We start from the raw sequence: 19,082 nt of genomic DNA, 5'->3' as shown, positions 1-19,082 counted from the left end.
GGCGAGCTAGGCCGTCCGCTCCTCCTCTTCCTCCGCCGCCAGCGCCTCGCGGCTCTCCACCTCCGGCTGCTTCCACAGCGCGGTCAGCAGATAGAAGACCAGGTTGCTCCCCTGCGTCAGCGCGCCGCCGGCGAGCAGCAGCCCCGCCATTGCCTCGCGCGGGCCGTTGATCGTGCCGCTCATCTCCAGCGCGGCGCTGAGGAACAGCAGGTCGCGATTGGGCACGATCGGCAGCCGCGAGATCACCATCTGCGCGGTGAGGAACACCAGCCACACGCTCCACGGCTCCTGCGGCAGCACCACGGCCCATTGCGTCGCCTGGAGCAGCACCACGCCCGCGATCCGCGCGACGTGGATCGCCAGCACGCGCGCGGCGAGCGCCAGCGGCATCGCGATCAGCTGGCGCCGCAGGCGGAACAGCAGCGGCGCGAGGAACACCGCGCCGACGCCGCCCGCGATCAGCAGCGCCGGGCCGGGGTCGAGCCACGCCGCGATGCGCCGCCCGTTGCCCGCCGCGGCGAAGCCGAGCAGCAGCAGCAGTGTCACCAGCCCCGACGACACCGCCGAGAGGATCGCATTGTCCTTGAGCCCGATCGCGATCGTCTTGCTGCGCAGCCCGATGACTCGCCGCAGCCACACGAACAGGTAGAGCTCGCCGGAGTAACCGACCAGCGCGCTGTTGAGGATGCGCTTGCGCACCAGTACTGGGAAGGCGCCGGGCAGCGGGCGCGCGAAGATGGTGCGGAACACCGCGATCTCGGACGCGGGCAGCACCAGGAAGGTGACGACGAACAGCAGGTAGAAGAGCGGGTTGGTCGGCAGCGAGCGGGCGACCTGACTCCAGCCGATCGCGTTCACCTTGAGCACCATCCAGGTGACCATGCCGGCGAAGAACAGCAACCGTGCGACCCAGCCAAGGCGGCGCACCCACGGTCGCTCGCCCCACGCCCGCCACCCGCTGGCGGGCGGCGCGTCCGTCTCGCTCAAAACAGCCCCAACGCGCGCGACTGCGCGACATAGGTGTCGAACGCGGCGCGCTGCTCGGCCGTCAGCCGGAAGGCGGAATAGCCCGCGGTGGTGCCGGTCCACTGGCGCAGCTTCCACTCGACGATCTGCGCCGGGCGCAGCGCCAGCCGCCGCTCGAAGTGGCCGCGGTCCCAAGTGTTGCTGCCGTGGAAGCAGCGGATCAGCAGATGCGCCTCGGCGCGCGGGATCAGCGCGGTGCCGAGCCGAAGCCAGGCGTCGCGGAAGGTGCTGTCCTCGCCCTTGCGCTCCTTGGGGTAGCGGATGTCGTCGCGGCGGCGGTGGACGATCGTGCTCGGCGCGCCGCCCTTGAACCAGCTGAGATAGGGTCGATCGAGCCAGGCGGGATCGTCGAGATGCATCAGCGTCGCCTCGGCCCATACCGCGGCCTTGTCGCCGAGCGTCTCGACCGAGCGCGCCAGCCGCTGCGGCGCGAACCAATCGTCGTCGTCCCAATGCGCCATCAGCGCGCCGCGCGCGAGATCGAGCGAGAGGTTGCGCAGCTCGCCCAGCGTCGTCGCCGGGTTCTTGGGGAGGCGGTGGTGGATCAGCCGGTCGGCCGGCACGCGCGCGAGGATCGGGGCATAGTCCTCGCTGCCATCGTCGACGATCACCAGCTCGCGGTTGGGATAGGTCTGCGCCAGGAAACAGTCGACCGAGCGTTCGGTGAGGCGGCGACGGTCGGCGGTGACCATCAGGCAGGAGACGCGCGGGCCAGTGTCGTCGAAGGGCCGGTCGACGGGGCGGGCGGCAAAAGGAAAATCGTTCACGGGCCTCAACCTAGGCAGCGCGCGTCGGCGCTGGTACGGGCGTGCGACCCGGGCCCATGACACGCATCATCTTCGTCCTCACCTATCCGACCTACCACGGCGTCGCCGATCCGGCGGAGTGGCTGCGATGGGACAATCGCGACCGTCGGATGCCCGCGCTGTTAGCCGCGATGGGGGTGGATGTCGAGTTGTGGGGCGTGGCCGAGGCGACCGCCGAGCATCGCCCGGCGGCGCCGATCGGGCTGCCCTACACGATCCGGCTCTTCGCGCGCAGCGGCGGCGGGGCGAAGTCGCGCGATCATTACAGCGACGCGATGGTGGCGGCGGCGCGCGCGGATCCGGCGGATCTGTTCGTTCTGATCGGCACCAACGGCGGCGCGGGCTATCGCCTCTACGATCGCGCGCTTCGCCCCGACCGGCGGCGCTTCGCGTTGATCGTCGGCGGCGATTATTGGAGCCGGCTGGTGCCGCACGCCAGCCTGCTGCTGACCGAGAGCGCGGTGCAGGAGGAGGCGCTGGCCGCGGGCGGCTGGCTGCGCCGCGCGATCCCGCGCGAGCGGATGGAGCGGCTGCCCAAGACGATCGACACCGAGCTGTTCCGGCCCCAGGCGGCCGAGCGCGCCTGGGACCTGTTCTCGGTCAGCCGGGTGACGCGGTGGAAGAGCTTCGCCGAGGTGGGGGCGCTGTCGCGCCAGCATCGCGTCGCGGTCGCGGGCGGGGGGCCGCAGGAGACGGTGATGAAGCGGCGCTACCCTGCGATCGACTGGCTCGGCCACGTGCCGCACGCGCGCATCCCCGACCTGCTGGCGCAGACCGGATTGTTCTTCCACGCCGGGCGGCGCGACTATTTCCCGCGCGCCATCCCGGAGGCGATGGCGTGCGCGCGGCCGGTGGTGGCCTTCGCCGACCGGATCGGCGCCGACGTGCTGCCCGACGACTGCGGGCTGCGGGTGACCGAGCGCGACTATCGCCCGCTGGTGGCGGCGCTGCTGCGCGACGAACGGCGCATGGCGGAGATGGGGAGGGCGGCGCGCGCGCACGTGCTGGCGACCCACGGGCCGCGCTCGAGCGCCCCGGTGTGCCGCACGCTGCTGCGGCTGGCGGAGGCGCGCTGATGCGCTGGACCTTCGTGATCGCCTACTACAACGAGGAAGCGTATCTCGCCGACACGCTCGCCAGTCTGGCGGCGCAGACGCTCCGGCCGTTCCGGCTGGTGCTGGTGGACAACGGCTCGACCGACGCCTCGGCGGCGATCGCGCGCGCCTTCGCGAGTGACGGCATCGAGCTCGTCCATCTCAGCGAGCCGCGGCCGGGCAAGATCGTGGCGCTGGAGCGCGCGATGACGGCGATCACCACCGAGTTCGTCGCGTTCGGCGACGCCGACACCTTCTACCCGCCGCACTATCTCGCGACGGCGGAGGCCGCGCTGCACGCCGATCCGCGCGTGGTCGCCGCGATGGCGACCGACGTGCCGCTCGAGCCGGCGAAGGCGCGCCGCAAGCGGCGGCACAACCAGATCGTGAGCCGGCTGTGGCCCAAGCAGACCCACACCGGCGGCTTCGGCCAGACCTTCCGCACCGCCGCGTTGCTCACGGCCGGCGGCTATGCCGAGCGCCACTGGCCCTATGTGCTGATGGACCACGAGATCATGCAGCGCGTGGTGCAGCAGGGACGCGTGGTCTATCCGTACGACCTGTGGTGCATACCCTCGGATCGCCGCGGCGACCGCCGCCGCGTGCGCTGGACGCTGGCGGAGCGGCTGCTCTACCATCTCACCCCGGCGGCGGCGAAGGACTGGTATTTCTACCGCTTCTTAGGTCCGCGCCTGGCGCGACGGAAGCTGAGCCACCTCAACCTGCGCGAGAAGACGTGGGAGGATGGCACACCCTGATCCTCCCCGCTCGCGGGGAGGTGGCAGCGCGTAGCGCTGACGGAGGGGGCTCCTCGCGAACGAGCCGGTTCGTGAGCGGAGAGCCCTCTCCACCACCGCGCTGACGCGCGGCGGTCCCCCTCCCCGCGAGCGGGGAGGATCTGCGCCTTCTCTCAAGGACCGGCTCAGCCTCTCACGCCACCTCGAGCACCAGCCTGCCGTCGCCTTCGTCGACCCGCACCGTCGCGCCGTCCTTGACCTCGCCGCGCAGGATCAGCTCGGCGAGCGGATCCTGGAGGTGGCGCTGCACCGCGCGCTTGAGCGGGCGCGCGCCGTACACCGGGTCGTAGCCGACCCGCCCGAGCCACGCCCGCGCCGCGTCGGTGAGCTCGAGCGCCACCTTGCGCTCCGCCAGCAGCTTGCCGACGCGGGCCACCTGGATGTCGACGATCGGCCCCATGTGCGCCTGGCCCAGCCGGTGGAACAGGATCACCTCGTCGAGCCGGTTGAGGAACTCGGGCCGGAAGTGCGCGCGCACCACCTCCATCACCTGCGGCTCGACCGCCTCGACCGCCTGGCCCTCGTCGAGGTTCGCCAGATACTGGCTGCCGAGGTTCGAGGTGAGGATGATCAGCGTGTTCGAGAAGTCGACCGTGCGGCCCTGCCCGTCGGTCAGCCGCCCGTCGTCGAGCACCTGGAGCAGCACGTTGAACACGTCGCCGTGCGCCTTCTCCACCTCGTCGAACAGCACCACCTGATAGGGCCGGCGCCGCACCGCCTCGGTGAGCACGCCACCCTCCTCATAGCCGACATAGCCCGGCGGCGCGCCGATCAGCCGCGCCACCGCGTGCTTCTCCATGAACTCGCTCATGTCGATCCGCACCATCGCGCTGGGATCGTCGAACAGGAACTCGGCGAGCGCCTTGGTCAGCTCGGTCTTGCCGACGCCGGTCGGCCCGAGGAACAGGAACGAGCCGAGCGGCCGGTTCGGGTCCTGCAGGCCGGCGCGCGCGCGCCGGACCGCGGTCGAGACCGCGCGAACCGCCTCGGCCTGGCCGATCACGCGCTTCCCGAGCACCTCCTCCATGCGCAGCAGCTTCTCGCGCTCGCCCTCGAGCATGCGATCGACCGGCACGCCGGTCCAGCGGCTGACCACGCCGGCGATGTCGTCGGCGGTGACCTCCTCGCGCAGCATCGCGCCTTGCGTGGCCCCGGCCGCCTCGGCGAGCTGCTTCTCGAGCGCGGGGATGCGCCCGTAGGAGAGCTCGCCCGCCTTGGCGAGATCGCCCTGGCGCTGCGCCTGCTCCAGCTCGAGCCGCGCGGCGTCGAGCTGTTCCTTGAGCTTGGCCTCGCCCGCGATCTTGTCCTTCTCGGCCTGCCAGCGCGCGGTCAGCTCGGCCGACTGCTGCTCGAGGTTGGCGAGCTCGTCCTCCAGCGTCTCGAGCCGGTCGAGGCTGGCGGCGTCGGTCTCGCGCTTGAGCCCCTCGCGCTCGATCTTGAGCCGCAGGATGCGGCGATCGAGCGACTCGATCTCCTCGGGCTTGCTCTCCACCTCCATGCGGATGCGGCTGGCGGCCTCGTCCATCAGGTCGATCGCCTTGTCGGGCAGGAAGCGATCGGTGATGTAGCGGTTCGACAGGGTCGCCGCCGAGACCAGCGCGCCGTCGGTGATGCGCACGCCGTGGTGCAGCTCGTATTTCTCCTTGAGCCCGCGCAGGATCGAGATCGTGTCCTCGACCGTGGGCTCGCCGACGAAGACGGGCTGGAAGCGTCGCTGGAGCGCCGGGTCCTTCTCGACGTGCTTGCGATATTCGTCGAGCGTGGTGGCACCGACGCAGTGGAGCTCGCCGCGCGCGAGCGCGGGCTTGAGCAGGTTGCCCGCGTCCATCGCGCCCTCGGACTTGCCCGCGCCGATCAGCGTGTGCATCTCGTCGATGAAGAGGATGATCGCGCCCTCGGCCGCCTTGACCTCGTCGATCACGCCCTTGAGACGCTCTTCGAACTCGCCGCGATATTTCGCGCCCGCGATCAGCGACCCCATGTCGAGCGCCATCAGCGTCTTGTCCTTGAGCCCGTCGGGCACGTCGCCGTTGGCGATGCGCAGTGCGAGCCCCTCCACGATCGCGGTCTTGCCGACACCGGGCTCGCCGATCAGCACCGGGTTGTTCTTGGTGCGGCGCGCGAGCACCTGGATGGTGCGGCGGATCTCCTCGTCGCGCCCGATCACGGGGTCGAGCTTGCCCGCGCGCGCCGCCTCGGTGAGGTCGCGCGCGAACTTCTTGAGCGCGTCGTAGCGGTCCTCGGCGCCGGCGGTGTCGGCGGTGCGGCCGCCGCGCAAGCCGTTGATCGCCTGGTTGAGCGCCTCGGGTTTCGCTCCCGCGGCCTGGAGCGCCTTGCCCGCGGCGGTGTTGAGGCTCAGCGCCAGCGCGACGAGCAGCCGCTCGACGGTGACATAGCTGTCGCCCGCCTTCTGCGCGATCTGCTCGGCCTGGTCGAGCACGCGCACCGCGTCGTTGGAGAGGCCGGGCGAGGACTGCGCCCCCGGGCCGGAGACCGACGGCAGCTTGGACAGCGCGAGGTCGGTCTCGGCAACCGCGCGGCGCGCGTCGCCGCCGGCAGCCTTGATCAGGCCGGCGGCCATGCCCTGCTCGTCCTCGAGCAAGGCCTTGAGGAGATGTTCGGGCGCGATCTGCTGGTGGCTCATGCGGATCGCGACGGTCTGCGCCGACTGGAGGAAGCCCTTGGCGCGGTCAGTGAATTTCTCGAGGTTCATCGTGACGCCCTGTTGTTCTTTCCCGAGAGATGGTGTGGCTTTCAGGCAACACAAGGGGGTGGGTTGCGGGAGCTGGGCCGGGGTGGCACGTCCGCCCCACATCGCTGCCATCCCGGTAACGGCCGGGGTGGTGAACGACAGCTCGGGAGACCATCGTGGCGCGTATCCTCATGACCGGCGGCTGCGGCTTCGTCGGCCGGCACCTGGTCGCGCGGCTCGCGCGCGAGGGCGGGCATGAGCTGTGGATCATCGACGATCTCTCCACCGGCAAGCCGCCGGCCGAGTGGGAGGTGCCGCGGCTCCGCGCGCTCGGCGAGGAGGGCGGGGTGCAGCGCCACGAGCTGGTCGGGCTCGACCAGCAGGTGCGGCTGATCCGCGCCGATTTCGTCGCGGTGGCGCAGGCCGAGCTGGGGATGACGCCGCCGCTCGGGCTCGCGCCGCTGCCGCGCTTCGACGAGATCTACCATCTCGCCTCGGTGGTCGGCGGGCGCAACGTGATCGACAACGACCCGCTCGCGGTCGGCATCGACCTGGCGGTCGACAGCAGCTTCTTCCTCTGGGCGGCCAAGAAAGCGCGTCCCGAGCGGATTCTTTACGCCTCGTCGAGCGCGGCCTATCCGATCGACCTGCAAGAGGCCGGCGAGAGCCGCGCGCTGCGCGAGGACGACATCTCCTTCGACAAGCGGCTCGGCCTGCCCGATTACACCTATGGCTGGAGCAAGCTGACCGGCGAATATCTCGGCCGCATCGCGCACGAGAAATACGGGCTGAGCGTCGGCGTGGTCCGTCCGTTCTCGGGCTATGGCGAGGACCAGGACGTGGTCTATCCCTTCCCCGCGATCGCGCTGCGGGTGGCGGCGCGGCGCGACCCGGTCCGCGTCTGGGGCTCGGGCGAGCAGACGCGCGACTTCGTCCATATCGACGACGCCTGCGACGCCTGCGTGCTGGTGTGCCGCGGCGTGAGCGACGCGCGCGCGTTCAACATCGGCACCGGCACGCCGACGCGCTTCCTCGACCTCGCCGCGCGGATGGTGGCGATCGAAGGCTATGACGCGCCGGTGATCGGCACGACCGGCAAGCCGGTCGGCGTGGCGGAGCGCTACAGCGACTCGTCGCGCATCCGCGACGAGCTGGGCTGGCGGCCGACGATCGCGCTCGACGACGGCATCAGGCGGGGCTTGGGTTACGCGCGCGGGCGGCTGGAGCGGGGCATCGAGCCGGACATGTGAAGAGGTCGCCGCTTCTCTTCTGTTCCCCGGCGAAGGCCGGGGCCCAGGTGGAATAAGGGCGGTGGGACTGACGGTCATGCCTTGAGGCTGGTGAGCCGCCGCCGGAAGCAAGGCGAGATGCTGATGCTTCCCCAGGCACCAGCCCAGCGGACGCCGTGGTCCCGGTGGGGGAGGTAGGTGGATCTCACGACCGCTATCCCAGCTAGACCTCGGCGTTCGCCGGGGTGGTTCGGGATGGTCGGCGCACCGCTCCCATCACCTCCGCCCGCTGATCTCCGCCCCCGCTTTCGGATCGAAGCGCAGGTTCACGAACAGCGCGCAGAACGAGATTGCGGTCACCGTCCAGAAGGCCGCGGTGAAGTCCGGGAAGTCGGGCCGCGTCCGCCCGGCCGCCGCCATCGAGACGTGCAGCGCGGTCGCTCCCGCGCAGATGCCGAGCGACAGCATCAGCTGCTGAAAGGTCGAGTAGAAGCTGGTCGCCGCGCTCATCCGCTCCTTCGCGATCTCGTCATAGGCGATCGTGTTGTAGGCGGTGAACTGGAACGACATCAGGAAGCCCGATACCAGCATCACCGCGAAGAGCGCGGGCAGGGGCCAGTCCGGGCGGAACAGCCCGCACAGGGCGTAGCTGGCGGTGGCGAGCAGCCCCAGGCAGACGAGGCTGGTGCGAAAGCCGAAGCGGCGCAGCAGCCGCGGCGCCACGCCCTTCATCCCGAACGAGCCGATCGCGGTGGCGAGCGTCATCGAGCCGCTCTGCGCCGCGCTTAGCCCGAAGGCGAGCTGCAGCAGCAGCGGCAGCAGGAACGGCTGCGCGCCCTGGGTGATCCGCGTCAGCGAGCCGCCCAGTACCGACAGGCGGAAGGTCGGCACGCGCATCAGCGAGAGGTCGAGGATCGGATGGTCCGTCCGCCGCGCGTGGCGCCAGTAGAGCCACGCCGCGCCCGCGCCGACCGCGATCAGCGTCGCGGCGAGCGAACCCTCGCCCTGACGGCTGGCCAGCTCGAAGCCGAACAACAGGCAGCCGAGCGCCACCGCGGAGAGCACGAACCCCGGCCAGTCGAAACGATGCACCGCGGGCTCGCGCACGTCGACGATGAAGCGCCCGACCAGCAGGATGCCGATGACGCCGATCGGCAGGTTGAGCCAGAAGATCCAGCGCCAGTCGAGATAATCGACGATGAAGCCGCCCACCGGCGGGCCGATGATGGGGCCGATCAGCGCGGGCATGATCAGCCACGACATCGCCGACACCATGTCGCGCTTCGCCACCGAGCGTAGCAGCACCAGCCGCCCCACCGGCATCATCATCGCGCCGCCGATCCCCTGCGCGAAGCGCGCCAGCGCCATCGTCGTCAGCGTCGGCGCGAGCCCGCAGGCGAGCGAGCCGAGCACGAACACGGCGATCGCGGCGCGGAACACGTTCTTGGCGCCGAACCGGTCCGCCACCATGCCCGAGGCGGGGATGAACATCGCCAGCGCGACGAGGTAGGAGGTGAGCGCGACGCTCATCTCGGGCGCGCGCACCGCGAAGTCGCGCGCCATCGTCGGCAGCGCGGTGGCGAGCACGGTGGCGTCGAGATTCTCCATGAACATCGCGCAGGCGATGATCAGCGCGACGGTGCGGTAGCGCGGGTTGTGCGGCTCGCCGCCGTCATGGTCGGCGGTGGTCGCCACCGAGTCGCCGGCCGGGACGATGCCGTCGCGTACCTCCGAGTTGACCGAGGCGATGCCGCGGCGGCGTGGGCGGAGCAGCGGTGGCAGGAGGTTCATCGCGGACGCTAGTGCGCCTCGCTGCCGCCGCGATCAACCGCATCGACGCCGACACTGCCGCATCGCACAAAATCCTTGATTGTCGTGACGATCGACACTATTGTGCAGCGCAACAAGAGGAGCGATCCTGATGGTGGATGAGACCCCATCCGCGACGGAGACTGCCGTGGCGGAGACATCGTCGGCCCGGCGCGTGCGCGCGCCCAAGCGCTCCCAGCCTGCCGCCGCGGCGGCTTCCTCGACGGCTGCACCGGCGCTCGCCGTGGCGGCGTCATCCGCGCCGGCGCTGGTCGACGCGGCCACCCTGCCGGCGGACGACACCGCCGGTCAGCCCCAGCCGCCGGTGGAGCAGACCGCCGGCCCGATGCCGCCGGCAGAAGCCGCGGCCCCGATCGCAGCGAAGGAACGCGAGATGACCGACACGATGACGTCGTTCGCCGACAAGGCACAGGAAGAGACCCGCTCGGCGTTCGCCAAGACGGGCGAGCAGGCCCGCTCGACCTTCGAGAAGGGCCGCAAGGTAGCCGAGGACATGGCCGATTTCGGCAAGGGCAACGTCGAGGCGATGCTCGAGTCGGGCCGGATCGTGGCGCAGGGCCTCGAGGCGATGGGTCATGAGGCCGCGGCGTTCGTGCGCGAGCGCTTCGACAGCACCGCCACCACGGTCCAGTCCTTCGCCTCGGTGAAGTCGCCGACCGAGCTGATGCAGCTCCAGGCCGATTACTGGCGCGGCGCGTTCGACGCGATGGTCAAGGAGGCCTCGCGCTCGACCGAGGCGACGCTGAAGCTGGCGGGCGACGTCGCCAAGCCGCTGCAGAACCGCTTCGCGCTCGCGGCCGAGAAGATCAAATCGGTCGCCTGACACGGCACGATCCCGCGTTCAGCGGTACGGACGGGCGGTCGCGGCGACGCGGCCGCCCGGTCGCGTTCGGCTGTCACCTCCGCGGCGGCGATTCCCTGCGCCGCGGGCTTGCCCTCGCCCGAGTCGATGCCATATCCCGCCGCGTGGCGATGCAGCAGCATGATTCTTCGATGACGGTCGACCCGCGCATGGTGGGTGAGGACAATGACCCGGAGAACGGCGGGACCGGTCTCGGCGTCGCGACTCGCACGCGCGCGCGCACCAAGAAGCCCACGCCCTATCGCGTGCTGATGCTCAACGACGATTACACGCCGATGGAGTTCGTCGTTCTCTGCCTGCAACGCTTCTTCCGCATGTCGACCGAGCAGGCCACCCAGGTGATGCTCCACGTCCACCAGAAGGGCGTCGGCGTCTGCGGCGTGTTCAGCTACGAGGTCGCCGAGACCAAGGTCAGCCAGGTGATCGATTTCGCCCGGCAGAACCAGCACCCGCTGCAGTGCACGCTCGAGAAGGCCTGAGCGATTAGCCTCGCTTCTCCGGTCGCATCATCCCGTGTCTCCGCGGCCACGCTGACCCTCGCTCTGCCGCGAAGCGCTGGCATGGTAACCACTTCTCCACCGCTGCACGGTTAACCAGCGACCTCAGACATTAGCTGTCTTCGGGGAATCGCATGTTCGCGGGTATCGGCCTGGTTATCCTTCTCGGCATGGTGTTCGGCGGTTTCGCCATCACCGGCGGTGCGCTCGGCCCCGTGTTCGAGGCGATCCCGCACGAGATGCTGATCATCGGCGGTGCCGCCGCCGGCGCGCTGATCATCGGCAACTCGGGCAAGGAGCTCAAGGCCATGGGCGGCGGGATCGCCAAGGTCTTCAAGGGTCCCAAGTACAAGAAGCAGGACTATCTCGACGTCATCTTCCTCGTCTCCAAGCTGATGAAGATGCTGCGCATGGAAGGCCCGATCGCGCTCGAGCCGCACGTCGAGGACCCGAAGTCGTCGGCGGTGTTCGCGGAATATCCCAAGCTGCTCAAGGACCACACGCTGGTCAATCTGATCGCCGACACGCTGCGCCTGGTCGTGGTGTCGTCGGGCACGCTCGACGTCCACGCGGTCGAGGACGTGATGGACAACGCCATCAAGACCCATCACCACGAGGTCGAGGGCCCGCACCATACGCTGCAGAGCCTCGCCGACGCGCTGCCGGCGCTCGGCATCGTCGCCGCGGTGCTCGGCATCGTGAAGACGATGGGCTCGATCGACAAGCCGCCGTCGGTGCTCGGCGGGATGATCGGCTCGGCGCTGGTCGGCACCTTCATGGGCGTGCTGCTGGCCTATGGCATCGTCAACCCGCTCGCCAGCCGGCTCCAGCAGGTGATCGCGGCGGACGGCGCGATCTACCATGTCGTCAAGCAGATCATCATCGCCTCGCTGCACGGCCACCCGCAGCCGCTGGTGATCGAGGCGGCGCGCTCAGGGATCGACCACAAGAACCAGCCCGGCTTCGCCGAGGTGTTCGACGGCCTGCGCGGCAAGTAAGGCGGGGAGCGACTGAGCCATGGCCAAGGCCCCGCACGGCGCGAACGTCCCGCCGAAGATCATCTACAAGAAGATCTACATCGAGGGCGGCGGTGGCCACCACGGCGGCGCGTGGAAGGTCGCCTACGCCGATTTCGTCACCGCGATGATGGCCTTCTTCCTGCTGCTGTGGCTGCTCGGCGCCACCACCGAGAAGCAGCGCAAGGGCATCGCCGACTATTTCGCGCCGACGCTGATCGACAAGAAGCGCGTCGGCATCGGCGGCAACGGGCTGTTCGGCGGCGAGTCGCTCACCTCCAAGATGAAGATGGGCCCCAAGGCGGGCATGTCGGACATCCGCGCGGTGGCGATCGTCACCTCGACGCCGCAGAACGCCGAGGTGAAGGGCTTCGGCCCGAAGGGTTCGCTGCGCAGCGCCGCACAGGCGACCAAGGAGGATGCCAAGAACTTCGCCAAGCTGCGCGACGAGGTGATGAAGCGCATCGCGGAGACCAAGGAGCTGGCGCGGCTGGCCAAGCACATCCGCTTCACGATGACGCCGCAGGGGCTGCGCATCGATCTGGTCGACGACGCCGATTACTCGATGTTCGCGCTCGGCACGACCACGCTCGAGCCCGAGGCGGCCGAGCTGATCGGGCTGGTGGCGCGCGGCATCAAGGACATGCCCAACCCGATCATGATCCGCGGTCATACCGACAGCCTCGCCTGGGGCGATCCGCGCGCGATGAACAACTGGATGCTGTCATCGGGTCGCGCCGAGGCGACGCGTCGCCGGCTCGCGCTGGCGGGGCTGCCTGAGGCACGTTTCAACCGGATCGAGGGCGTGGCCGATCGCGAGCCGATGGTGGCGGACAACCCGCAGGACCCGCGCAACCGGCGTGTCGCGATCACCTTGCTGTATCGGGCCGGCACCTTCGGCGACTGAGGCGCGCGAGGGCGTATCCGATTCGCCGCATAGCCGCGCGTTATGGGCCGCGCCGCGCACGACACTGGCGGCGCGGCACGGCGCCGCTAGGCTCGCTGCTCCCTTCCCGCGAGCAGGTGCGCGATGATCCCCGCCCCCTATCTGCTGTACCTCGGCCATTCCGACGACGCCGTCGGGATCAAGACCTCGCGCGGGCTCGCCGCCTTTCGCCGCGACGATTGCGTCGGCGAGTGGCGCCACGACGACTGCCCGCTGACGCTCGGCCTGCCGCGGCTCGACCCGGCAGCGGCCCGTGCGGCGGGCGCGCGCACGCTGGTGCTGGGCATCGCAAATGCCGGCGGCACGCTCGCGCCCGAGCTGATCGAGGACGCGCTCGCCGCGATCGCGGCGGGGCTGCACGTCGCCGCGGGGCTCCACCAGCGGCTGCGGGATCACCCGCGGCTGGTCGCGGCGGCGGCGGCGGCGAGGGTCGAGCTGCACGACGTGCGCGATCCGCCGCGCGACCTGCGCGTCGGCGACGGCAAGCGCCGCGCCGGCAAGCGGCTGCTCACCGTTGGCACCGACTGCTCGGTCGGCAAGATGTACGCCACGCTCTGCCTGCGCGACGAGCTGCGCGCGCGCGGTATCACGGCCGACTTCCGCGCCACCGGCCAGACCGGCATCCTGATCGCGGGTGAGGGCGTGCCGGTCGACGCGGTGGTGGCGGACTTCATCAGCGGCGCGATCGAGGCGCTGGCGCCCGCGCGCGCGGACGACGGCTGGGACCTGATCGAGGGCCAGGGCTCGCTGTTCCACCCGTCGTTCGCCGGCGTGTCGACCGGGCTGCTCCACGGCGCGCAGCCCGCCGCGCTGCTGCTGTGTCACGATCCGTCGCGCGCGCACATGCGCGGCCTGCCGCATTATGCGCTGCCGGCGCTCGAGGAGTGTCTCGCCGCCAATCTCGCGGTGGCGCGGCTGACCAGCCCTGACGTGCGCGCGGTCGGGGTCGCACTCAACACTGCGGCGCTCGACGAGGCGGCGGCGCAGCGGCTCTGCGAAGACATTGCCGCGCGGCTGGCCTTGCCGTGCACCGACCCCTATCGTCTCGGCGCTTCGCCGATCGCCGACGAGATGCTCGCATGTTTCGCACCCTGACCGCCCGCCACGACTCCTACCGGCTGCGCGCGCCGTTCCGCATCGCGCGCGGCAGCAAGAACGCGGCCGAGGTGGTGACGGTGACGGTGACGCAGGGCGCGCACGTGGGCCGCGGTGAGGGCGTTCCCTACGCGCGCTACGGCGAGACGATCGCGGACTCGCTCGCCGCGCTGGCCCGGGCGGCGCCGCTGGTAGAAGGCGGTGCGGGCCGCGACGAACTGACTCGTACGCTGCCGCCCGGCGCGGCGCGCAACGCGCTCGACGCCGCTCTGTGGGACCTGGAGGCGCGCGTCGCGGGCAGCAGCGTGGCGGCACTCGCCGGGGTCGCGACGGCGGCGCCGGTCGCCTCGGCGATCACGATCGCGATCGACGAACCCGCGGCGATGGCGGCGGTGGCGGCGCGGCACGCGCGCGCGCCGCTGCTCAAGGTCAAGGTCGACCGCGCCGCGCCCGAGGCGCAGATCGCCGCGGTGCGCGCCGCCGCGCCCGACGCGCGGCTGATCGTCGACCCCAACGAGAGCTGGGGCGCCGCCGACCTCGCCGGGCTCGACGCCTTCCTGGTGGCCCAGCGCGTCGACCTGCTCGAGCAGCCGCTCCCCGCGGGGGAGGACGAGGCATTGTCCGCGCGGCGGCCGAGCGTGCCGGTGTGCGCCGACGAGTCGCTGCACACGATCGACGATCTCGATCGGCTCGCCGGCCGCTACACCCACGTCAACGTCAAGCTCGACAAGGCGGGGGGGCTCACCGCCGCGCTGGCGCTGGCGCGTGCGGCCGAGGCGCGCGGCTTCGGGCTGATGGTGGGCTGCATGGTATGCTCGTCGCTTGGGATCGCGCCCGCGCTGCTGCTCGCCGGCGACGCGGCCTTCGTCGACCTGGACGGACCCTTGTGGCTGGCGAAGGACTATCCCGACGGGGTGAGCGACTCCGACGGCCTCCTGTCGCCGCCAGCGGCGGGGTTCTGGGGTGGCGCGTGAGGAGCGGCGGCCGGGATCGAGAGCGCCCGCGCGCGTGAGCGTCGCACGCGCTTCCGACCAGCCTCGCCCATGACCGCGCGCTGGTTCGCCGTCCCGCTGTGGCAGCGCGTCCTAGGCGGCCTGGCGCTCGGCGTGCTGCTCGGCGCGCTCTGGCCCGAGGGCGCCGCCGCGATCCGGCTGGTCGGCGAGCTGTTCGTGCGGCTCATCCGCATGCTCGTGGTGCCCGTCGTGCTCGTCACCATCGCCGCGGGGATCGCCGCGCTCGGCGACCCGCGTCGGCTCGGGCCGATCGGCGGTCGTGCCGTCGGCTGGTTCGCCGTCACGACGCTGGTGGCGGTCGCGCTCGGCATGGCCTGCGGGCTGCTGCTGCGGCCCGGCGCGGGTGTGCGTTTCGCCGGTGTGGCGCCGCACGCGCTCGGCATGCCGCCGACGCCGGCCGAGCAGCTGCTCGCGATCGTGCCGACCAACATCGTCGAGGCGCTGGCGCGCGGCGACATGCTCGCGATCATCCTCGTCGCGGTGCTGCTCGGCACCGGCAGCGTCGTCGCGGGCGACGCGGGGCGGCCGGTGACCGCCTTGCTCCAGGGGCTCGCCGCGGTGCTGCTCCAGGTCGTGCGCGGGGTGATGGAGCTGACCCCCTTCGGTGTCGCCGCGCTGGTCGCCAATGCGGTGGCGAGCGGCGGGGCGGCGGTGTTCGTCCATGTCGGCTGGCTCGCGCTCGCGGTGGTGCTCGGCTCGCTGGTGCAGATCGCCGTCCACGCCGCGCTGCTCCGCCTCGTCGCCCGGCGCGGCGTGGCGCGCTTCTTCCGCGGCAGCGCCGACGCGCTGGTCGTCGCTTTCTCCACCGCCTCCTCCTCCGCCACACTGCCGGTGGCGCTGCGTGTGGCCACCGACCGGCTCGGGATCGAGCGCGCGATCGCGGGCACGGTGCTGCCGCTCGGCGCGAGCGTCGGCAAGGACGGCACCGCGCTCTACGTCGGGCTGCTCGGCCAGTTCGCGCTCCAGTCGCTCGGCGTGGTGCCCGACACGACGATGCTGGTCGTGATGTGGCTGACCGGCGCGCTCGCCGCCTTCGGCACCGCGCCGGTGCCGTCGGCGTCATTGTTCATGCTCGCCGCGATGCTCTCCGCGGTAGGGGTGAGCGCGGAGCAGACCGCGCTGGTGGTCGGGCTGGTGCTGCCGTTCGACCGGCTGCTCGACATGACGCGCACGGTGCCCTCCGCCTCGGCCAATCTCACCGTCACCGCCTTGGTCGCGCGCGCCGAGGAACGCGCCGCGCTGGCCGCGCCGCCCCCCGCGGGCTAGACGGCATGTCGATGAATCTGCGGCATATCGAGATCTTCCACGCGGTCTATGTCAACGGCTCGGTCAGTGCCGCGGCGCGCGCGCTGGCGGTGTCGCAGCCGTCGGTGTCGAAGACGCTGCGCCACGCCGAGTCGCTGCTCGGCTTTGAGCTGTTCCAGCGGGTCAGCGGCCGGCTGGTGCCGACCGAGGACGCGCACGCGTTGTTCGGTGACGTGGCGGAGATCCAGGACCGCGTCCGCGCGTTGCGCGAGGCGGGGCGCAACCTGCGCGCCGGCGCGGGGACGACGCTGCGGATCTCGGCGCTGCCGAGCCTCGCGCTGGGCGTGCTGCCGATCGCGGTGGCGCGCTTCCTGCGCCGCCACCCGCGCGCGCGCTTCGACCTCCAGACCGTCCACCACGACGACCTGCTGCGCAAGCTCTACGAGCGCGAGTGCGATATCGCGATCGCCAACGAGGTGCCGCGCGGCGCGCCGCTGGGTCAGAGCTGGCTCGGCGAGGGCGAACTGGTGGTGCTGTACCGCGAGCACGACCTGCCCGCCGCGCCGCCGCGGATCGAGCTGGCGCGGATCGCGGGCCATCCCTTCATCACGCTGGCGGCGAGCGGGCCGATCGGTCGGCTGTTCACCGACGAGCTCGAGCGGCTCGGGCTTGAGCTCGACGACATCGCCTCCGCGCGCACCTTCTACATCGCCGCCGCGCTGGTGCGCGCGGGCGTGGGGCTGACCGTGGTGGACAATTTCACCGCCGACGCCGCCATGCAACCGGGGCTGGCGACGCGCTCGCTCAAGCCGCCGCTGACCTTTGACGTCCATGCCATCCACCTGCTCGACCGACCGCCCAGCGCACTGGCGGGCGAGTTTCTCGCGCTGTTGTCCGACGTGATCGAGGGGCGATGAGGCGTGCTTTGCTCGCGCTGGCGCTGCTCGCCGCCGCACCCGGCGAGCTGCCGCCGGGGACGCGACTGGGGCTGCTGGTGGTCGACGCCGACGGGCGCGAGCTGGTCGCCGAGCGCGCCGACGAGCGCTTCGTCCCCGCCTCCAACGCCAAGCTCTTCACCGCCGCCGCGGCCTTCACCACGCTCGACACCGCTGCGCCCGACATGGCGGGCGGCGCGACGGTCCGGCTCGAGGGGCACGACGTCGTGCTGGCGGGGCACGGCGACGCGCGGTTGTCGAGCGCACCCGACTGCCGCGTCGACTGCCTCGCCGACTTGGCGCGGGCGGTCGCGGCGCGCACCCGCGTCGTGCATGACGTGATCGGCGACGACACTGCCTTCCCGGACGAGCGCTGGCCCGCGGGAATGAGCTGGAACAACATGGCGGGGCGCTACGGCACCGCGATCTCGGCGCTGACGGTGGACGACGATGTCGTCGCGGTGACGGTGACGCCGGGCGCGCGCGACGGCGCCGCCGCGACGGTGAGCGGCGACGGTTACTATCGAGTCGAGTCGCGCGTCGTCACGGGCGGTGCGCGGGCGTCGTTCGGCGCGACCCGCCTGCCGGGCAGCGACCTGCTCCGCGTCGTCGGCACCGTTCCCGCGGGTGCGCCGACGACGCTGTCGGTCGCGGTCGACGATCCGGCGCACCGCGCGGCGTGGCGGCTCGCGGCGCTCCTGCGTGCGGCAGGGGTGCGCGTCACCGGGCGCGTGGTGGTGCGGCATCGTCCGCTCTCCGACGCCGACGATCCGGCACGACGCGGCGGCGCGCCCGTCGCGCGAGTGTCCGAACCCACCGTGCTCGCGCGGCTGACACCGCCGCCGCTCGCCGAGGACCTGCGCGCGACGATGAAGGCGAGCCAGAACCTCCACGCCGAGCTGCTGCTGCGCCGCGTCGGCGCGGTGCGCGGCAGCGGCTCGGTGGCGGACGGGCATGCCGCGGTGCGCGCCTTGCTCGACCGCGCCGGCGTGGCGCGCGCCGCGGCCGAGTTCGCCGACGGCTCGGGCATGTCCAATTACGACCGGATCACCCCGCGCGCGGCGGTGGCGCTGCTGCGCTGGACGCAGGCGCAGCCCTGGGGCGCGGCGTTCCGCGACACGCTGCCGGTCGGCGCGGTCGACGGCACGCTGGCGCGGCGTTTCGCGGGCACGCCGCTGGCAGGTAAGGTGTTCGCCAAGACGGGATCGCTCAACGCGGCCAATGCGCTCTCCGGCTTCATCGTCGCGGCGAGCGGGCGGACGCTGATCTTCTCCGCGCTCGCCAACGACATGGCCGACGACGCCTCGGCGACGCGCGCGATCGATCGCGCGCTGGTGGAGATCGCGGCGCGAAACTGAACGGAGCGCGTGCCGGCGCGACAGTCGGTTACACCTTCACGCGGGCGCTGGCACACTTTCGCGAAGGAGACGGCCTATCTCTCTCATCACCTGGCCGCGACGCCGCGGCCGAGTGAAAAGGAGCGTGACATGAACCGTCTCAAGACCGTGATCGCCGGGCTCGGGCTCGCCGCCGTGGTGGTGCCGGGGATCGCCAGCGCGGTGCCGTGGCAGTCGATCAACCAGCGCCAGGCGCGGCTCGACCAGCGCATCGACCAGGGCATCCGCTCGGGCGCGCTCAACCGCAACGAGGCGCGCCGGCTGCGGCAGGAGTCGCGCCAGCTCGCCGCGCTCGAGGGCCGCTATCGCCGCGACGGGTTGTCGGCGTCGGAGCGCCGCGACCTCGACCGCCGCTTCGACGCGCTGAGCGCGCGGGTGCGCTACGACAAGCACGACCGGCGCCACTATCGCTGAGCATGAGAGGCCCGCTTCCCGATGAGGGGGAGGGCCTCTCACACTCTCCGCTACTCCTCGTCATCCCGGCCTTGAGCCGGAATCCATCTCTCCGCGTTCGCCCCAGCCGGTGGGTATGCGGCGGCATGGATCCCGGCGCGAGGCCGGGGGTTGGGGGCTGCTGTCGACTCCTACGAGCGTCTTCCCAC

Annotated in this window: 17 protein-coding genes; 13 read left to right on the top strand and 4 right to left on the bottom strand. The window is 71.5% G+C overall.

What is annotated here, in order from left to right; translation table 11 throughout:
• Positions 1–6 precede the first annotated feature (6 nt).
• A complete protein-coding gene (locus FHY03_RS09615; RefSeq protein ID WP_183930483.1) occupies positions 7–927 on the bottom strand; it encodes a hypothetical protein in 921 nt (306 codons plus the stop codon).
• Positions 928–983: 56 nt separating this feature from the next.
• Complete coding sequence (locus FHY03_RS09610) at positions 984–1,793, bottom strand: glycosyltransferase family A protein (protein WP_183930481.1); 810 nt, start codon at positions 1,791–1,793, stop codon at positions 984–986.
• 56 nt (positions 1,794–1,849) lie between these two features.
• On the opposite strand from FHY03_RS09610, the gene FHY03_RS09605 reads away from it, so the two are divergent.
• Complete coding sequence (locus FHY03_RS09605) at positions 1,850–2,908, top strand: glycosyltransferase family 4 protein (RefSeq protein ID WP_183930479.1); 1,059 nt, start codon at positions 1,850–1,852, stop codon at positions 2,906–2,908.
• The gene (locus FHY03_RS09600) at positions 2,908–3,684 is read left to right on the top strand and encodes a glycosyltransferase family 2 protein (RefSeq protein ID WP_183922847.1); all 777 of its coding nucleotides are present in this window, start codon (positions 2,908–2,910) and stop codon (positions 3,682–3,684) included. The genes FHY03_RS09605 and FHY03_RS09600 overlap by 1 nt, the downstream gene beginning before the upstream one ends.
• A gap of 172 nt (positions 3,685–3,856) precedes the next feature.
• Here the strand turns inward: FHY03_RS09600 and clpB are convergent, their stop codons facing one another.
• On the bottom strand, positions 3,857–6,436 hold the full coding sequence (gene clpB / locus FHY03_RS09595) for an ATP-dependent chaperone ClpB (RefSeq protein ID WP_183930477.1): 2,580 nt from the start codon (positions 6,434–6,436) through the stop codon (positions 3,857–3,859).
• Between the two features lie 155 nt (positions 6,437–6,591).
• Here clpB and FHY03_RS09590 point away from each other — a divergent pair, with 155 nt between their 5' ends.
• On the top strand, positions 6,592–7,665 hold the full coding sequence (locus FHY03_RS09590; RefSeq protein ID WP_221190116.1) for an NAD-dependent epimerase/dehydratase family protein: 1,074 nt from the start codon (positions 6,592–6,594) through the stop codon (positions 7,663–7,665).
• Positions 7,666–7,920: 255 nt separating this feature from the next.
• Here FHY03_RS09590 and FHY03_RS09585 read toward each other — a convergent pair whose 3' ends face one another.
• A complete protein-coding gene (locus FHY03_RS09585; RefSeq protein ID WP_183930475.1) occupies positions 7,921–9,435 on the bottom strand; it encodes a DHA2 family efflux MFS transporter permease subunit in 1,515 nt (504 codons plus the stop codon).
• Between the two features lie 166 nt (positions 9,436–9,601).
• Here FHY03_RS09585 and FHY03_RS21325 point away from each other — a divergent pair, with 166 nt between their 5' ends.
• From FHY03_RS21325 to FHY03_RS09535, 10 genes are all read left to right on the top strand, one after another.
• Entirely contained in the window at positions 9,602–10,297 is a 696-nt protein-coding gene (locus FHY03_RS21325; protein ID WP_183930473.1) for a phasin family protein, read from the top strand.
• Positions 10,298–10,467: 170 nt separating this feature from the next.
• Positions 10,468–10,815, top strand: coding sequence for an ATP-dependent Clp protease adapter ClpS (gene clpS, locus FHY03_RS09575; RefSeq protein ID WP_183922855.1), 348 nt, complete (start codon positions 10,468–10,470; stop codon positions 10,813–10,815).
• 152 nt (positions 10,816–10,967) lie between these two features.
• Positions 10,968–11,831, top strand: a complete 864-nt coding sequence (motA, locus tag FHY03_RS09570; protein ID WP_183922857.1) for a flagellar motor stator protein MotA — start codon at positions 10,968–10,970, stop codon at positions 11,829–11,831.
• 19 nt (positions 11,832–11,850) lie between these two features.
• The gene (locus FHY03_RS09565; RefSeq protein WP_183922859.1) at positions 11,851–12,756 is read left to right on the top strand and encodes a flagellar motor protein MotB; all 906 of its coding nucleotides are present in this window, start codon (positions 11,851–11,853) and stop codon (positions 12,754–12,756) included.
• 123 nt (positions 12,757–12,879) lie between these two features.
• Positions 12,880–13,890: an N-acetyltransferase DgcN gene (gene dgcN / locus FHY03_RS09560; protein ID WP_183930471.1), complete on the top strand. Its 1,011-nt coding sequence runs from the start codon at positions 12,880–12,882 to the stop codon at positions 13,888–13,890.
• On the top strand, positions 13,875–14,864 hold the full coding sequence (dgcA, locus tag FHY03_RS09555; protein ID WP_183922863.1) for an N-acetyl-D-Glu racemase DgcA: 990 nt from the start codon (positions 13,875–13,877) through the stop codon (positions 14,862–14,864). The genes dgcN and dgcA overlap by 16 nt, the downstream gene beginning before the upstream one ends.
• A gap of 69 nt (positions 14,865–14,933) precedes the next feature.
• Positions 14,934–16,169: a dicarboxylate/amino acid:cation symporter gene (locus tag FHY03_RS09550; protein ID WP_183922865.1), complete on the top strand. Its 1,236-nt coding sequence runs from the start codon at positions 14,934–14,936 to the stop codon at positions 16,167–16,169.
• A gap of 11 nt (positions 16,170–16,180) precedes the next feature.
• A complete protein-coding gene (locus FHY03_RS09545) occupies positions 16,181–17,065 on the top strand; it encodes a LysR family transcriptional regulator (RefSeq protein WP_132908869.1) in 885 nt (294 codons plus the stop codon).
• Positions 17,062–18,441, top strand: a complete 1,380-nt coding sequence (gene dacB, locus FHY03_RS09540) for a D-alanyl-D-alanine carboxypeptidase/D-alanyl-D-alanine-endopeptidase (RefSeq protein WP_183930469.1) — start codon at positions 17,062–17,064, stop codon at positions 18,439–18,441. Before FHY03_RS09545 ends, dacB begins: the two co-directional genes overlap by 4 nt.
• 129 nt (positions 18,442–18,570) lie before the next feature.
• The gene (locus FHY03_RS09535; protein ID WP_183922869.1) at positions 18,571–18,894 is read left to right on the top strand and encodes a hypothetical protein; all 324 of its coding nucleotides are present in this window, start codon (positions 18,571–18,573) and stop codon (positions 18,892–18,894) included.
• Positions 18,895–19,082: the final 188 nt, after the last annotated feature.

Origin of the sequence: Sphingomonas sp. BK345, from assembly GCF_014193845.1 — a bacterium.
GTDB lineage: Bacteria > Pseudomonadota > Alphaproteobacteria > Sphingomonadales > Sphingomonadaceae > Sphingomonas.
The sequence above is the reverse complement of the archived record's forward strand: the minus strand, read 5'-3'. Positions and strand labels throughout refer to the sequence as shown.

Excerpts from the sequence above, each read along its gene's own strand:
- dgcA (WP_183922863.1), top strand. The coding sequence starts at position 13,875 with ATGTTTCGCACCCTGACCGCCCGCCACGACTCCTACCGGCTGCGCGCG.
- FHY03_RS09550 (WP_183922865.1), top strand. The coding sequence starts at position 14,934 with ATGACCGCGCGCTGGTTCGCCGTCCCGCTGTGGCAGCGCGTCCTAGGC.
- dacB (WP_183930469.1), top strand. The coding sequence starts at position 17,062 with ATGAGGCGTGCTTTGCTCGCGCTGGCGCTGCTCGCCGCCGCACCCGGC.
- clpS (WP_183922855.1), top strand. The coding sequence starts at position 10,468 with ATGACGGTCGACCCGCGCATGGTGGGTGAGGACAATGACCCGGAGAAC.
- clpB (WP_183930477.1), bottom strand. The coding sequence starts at position 6,436 with ATGAACCTCGAGAAATTCACTGACCGCGCCAAGGGCTTCCTCCAGTCG.
- dgcN (WP_183930471.1), top strand. The coding sequence starts at position 12,880 with ATGATCCCCGCCCCCTATCTGCTGTACCTCGGCCATTCCGACGACGCC.
- FHY03_RS09535 (WP_183922869.1), top strand. The coding sequence starts at position 18,571 with ATGAACCGTCTCAAGACCGTGATCGCCGGGCTCGGGCTCGCCGCCGTG.
- FHY03_RS09565 (WP_183922859.1), top strand. The coding sequence starts at position 11,851 with ATGGCCAAGGCCCCGCACGGCGCGAACGTCCCGCCGAAGATCATCTAC.
- FHY03_RS09605 (WP_183930479.1), top strand. The coding sequence starts at position 1,850 with ATGACACGCATCATCTTCGTCCTCACCTATCCGACCTACCACGGCGTC.
- FHY03_RS09585 (WP_183930475.1), bottom strand. The coding sequence starts at position 9,435 with ATGAACCTCCTGCCACCGCTGCTCCGCCCACGCCGCCGCGGCATCGCC.
- motA (WP_183922857.1), top strand. The coding sequence starts at position 10,968 with ATGTTCGCGGGTATCGGCCTGGTTATCCTTCTCGGCATGGTGTTCGGC.
- FHY03_RS09600 (WP_183922847.1), top strand. The coding sequence starts at position 2,908 with ATGCGCTGGACCTTCGTGATCGCCTACTACAACGAGGAAGCGTATCTC.
- FHY03_RS09545 (WP_132908869.1), top strand. The coding sequence starts at position 16,181 with ATGAATCTGCGGCATATCGAGATCTTCCACGCGGTCTATGTCAACGGC.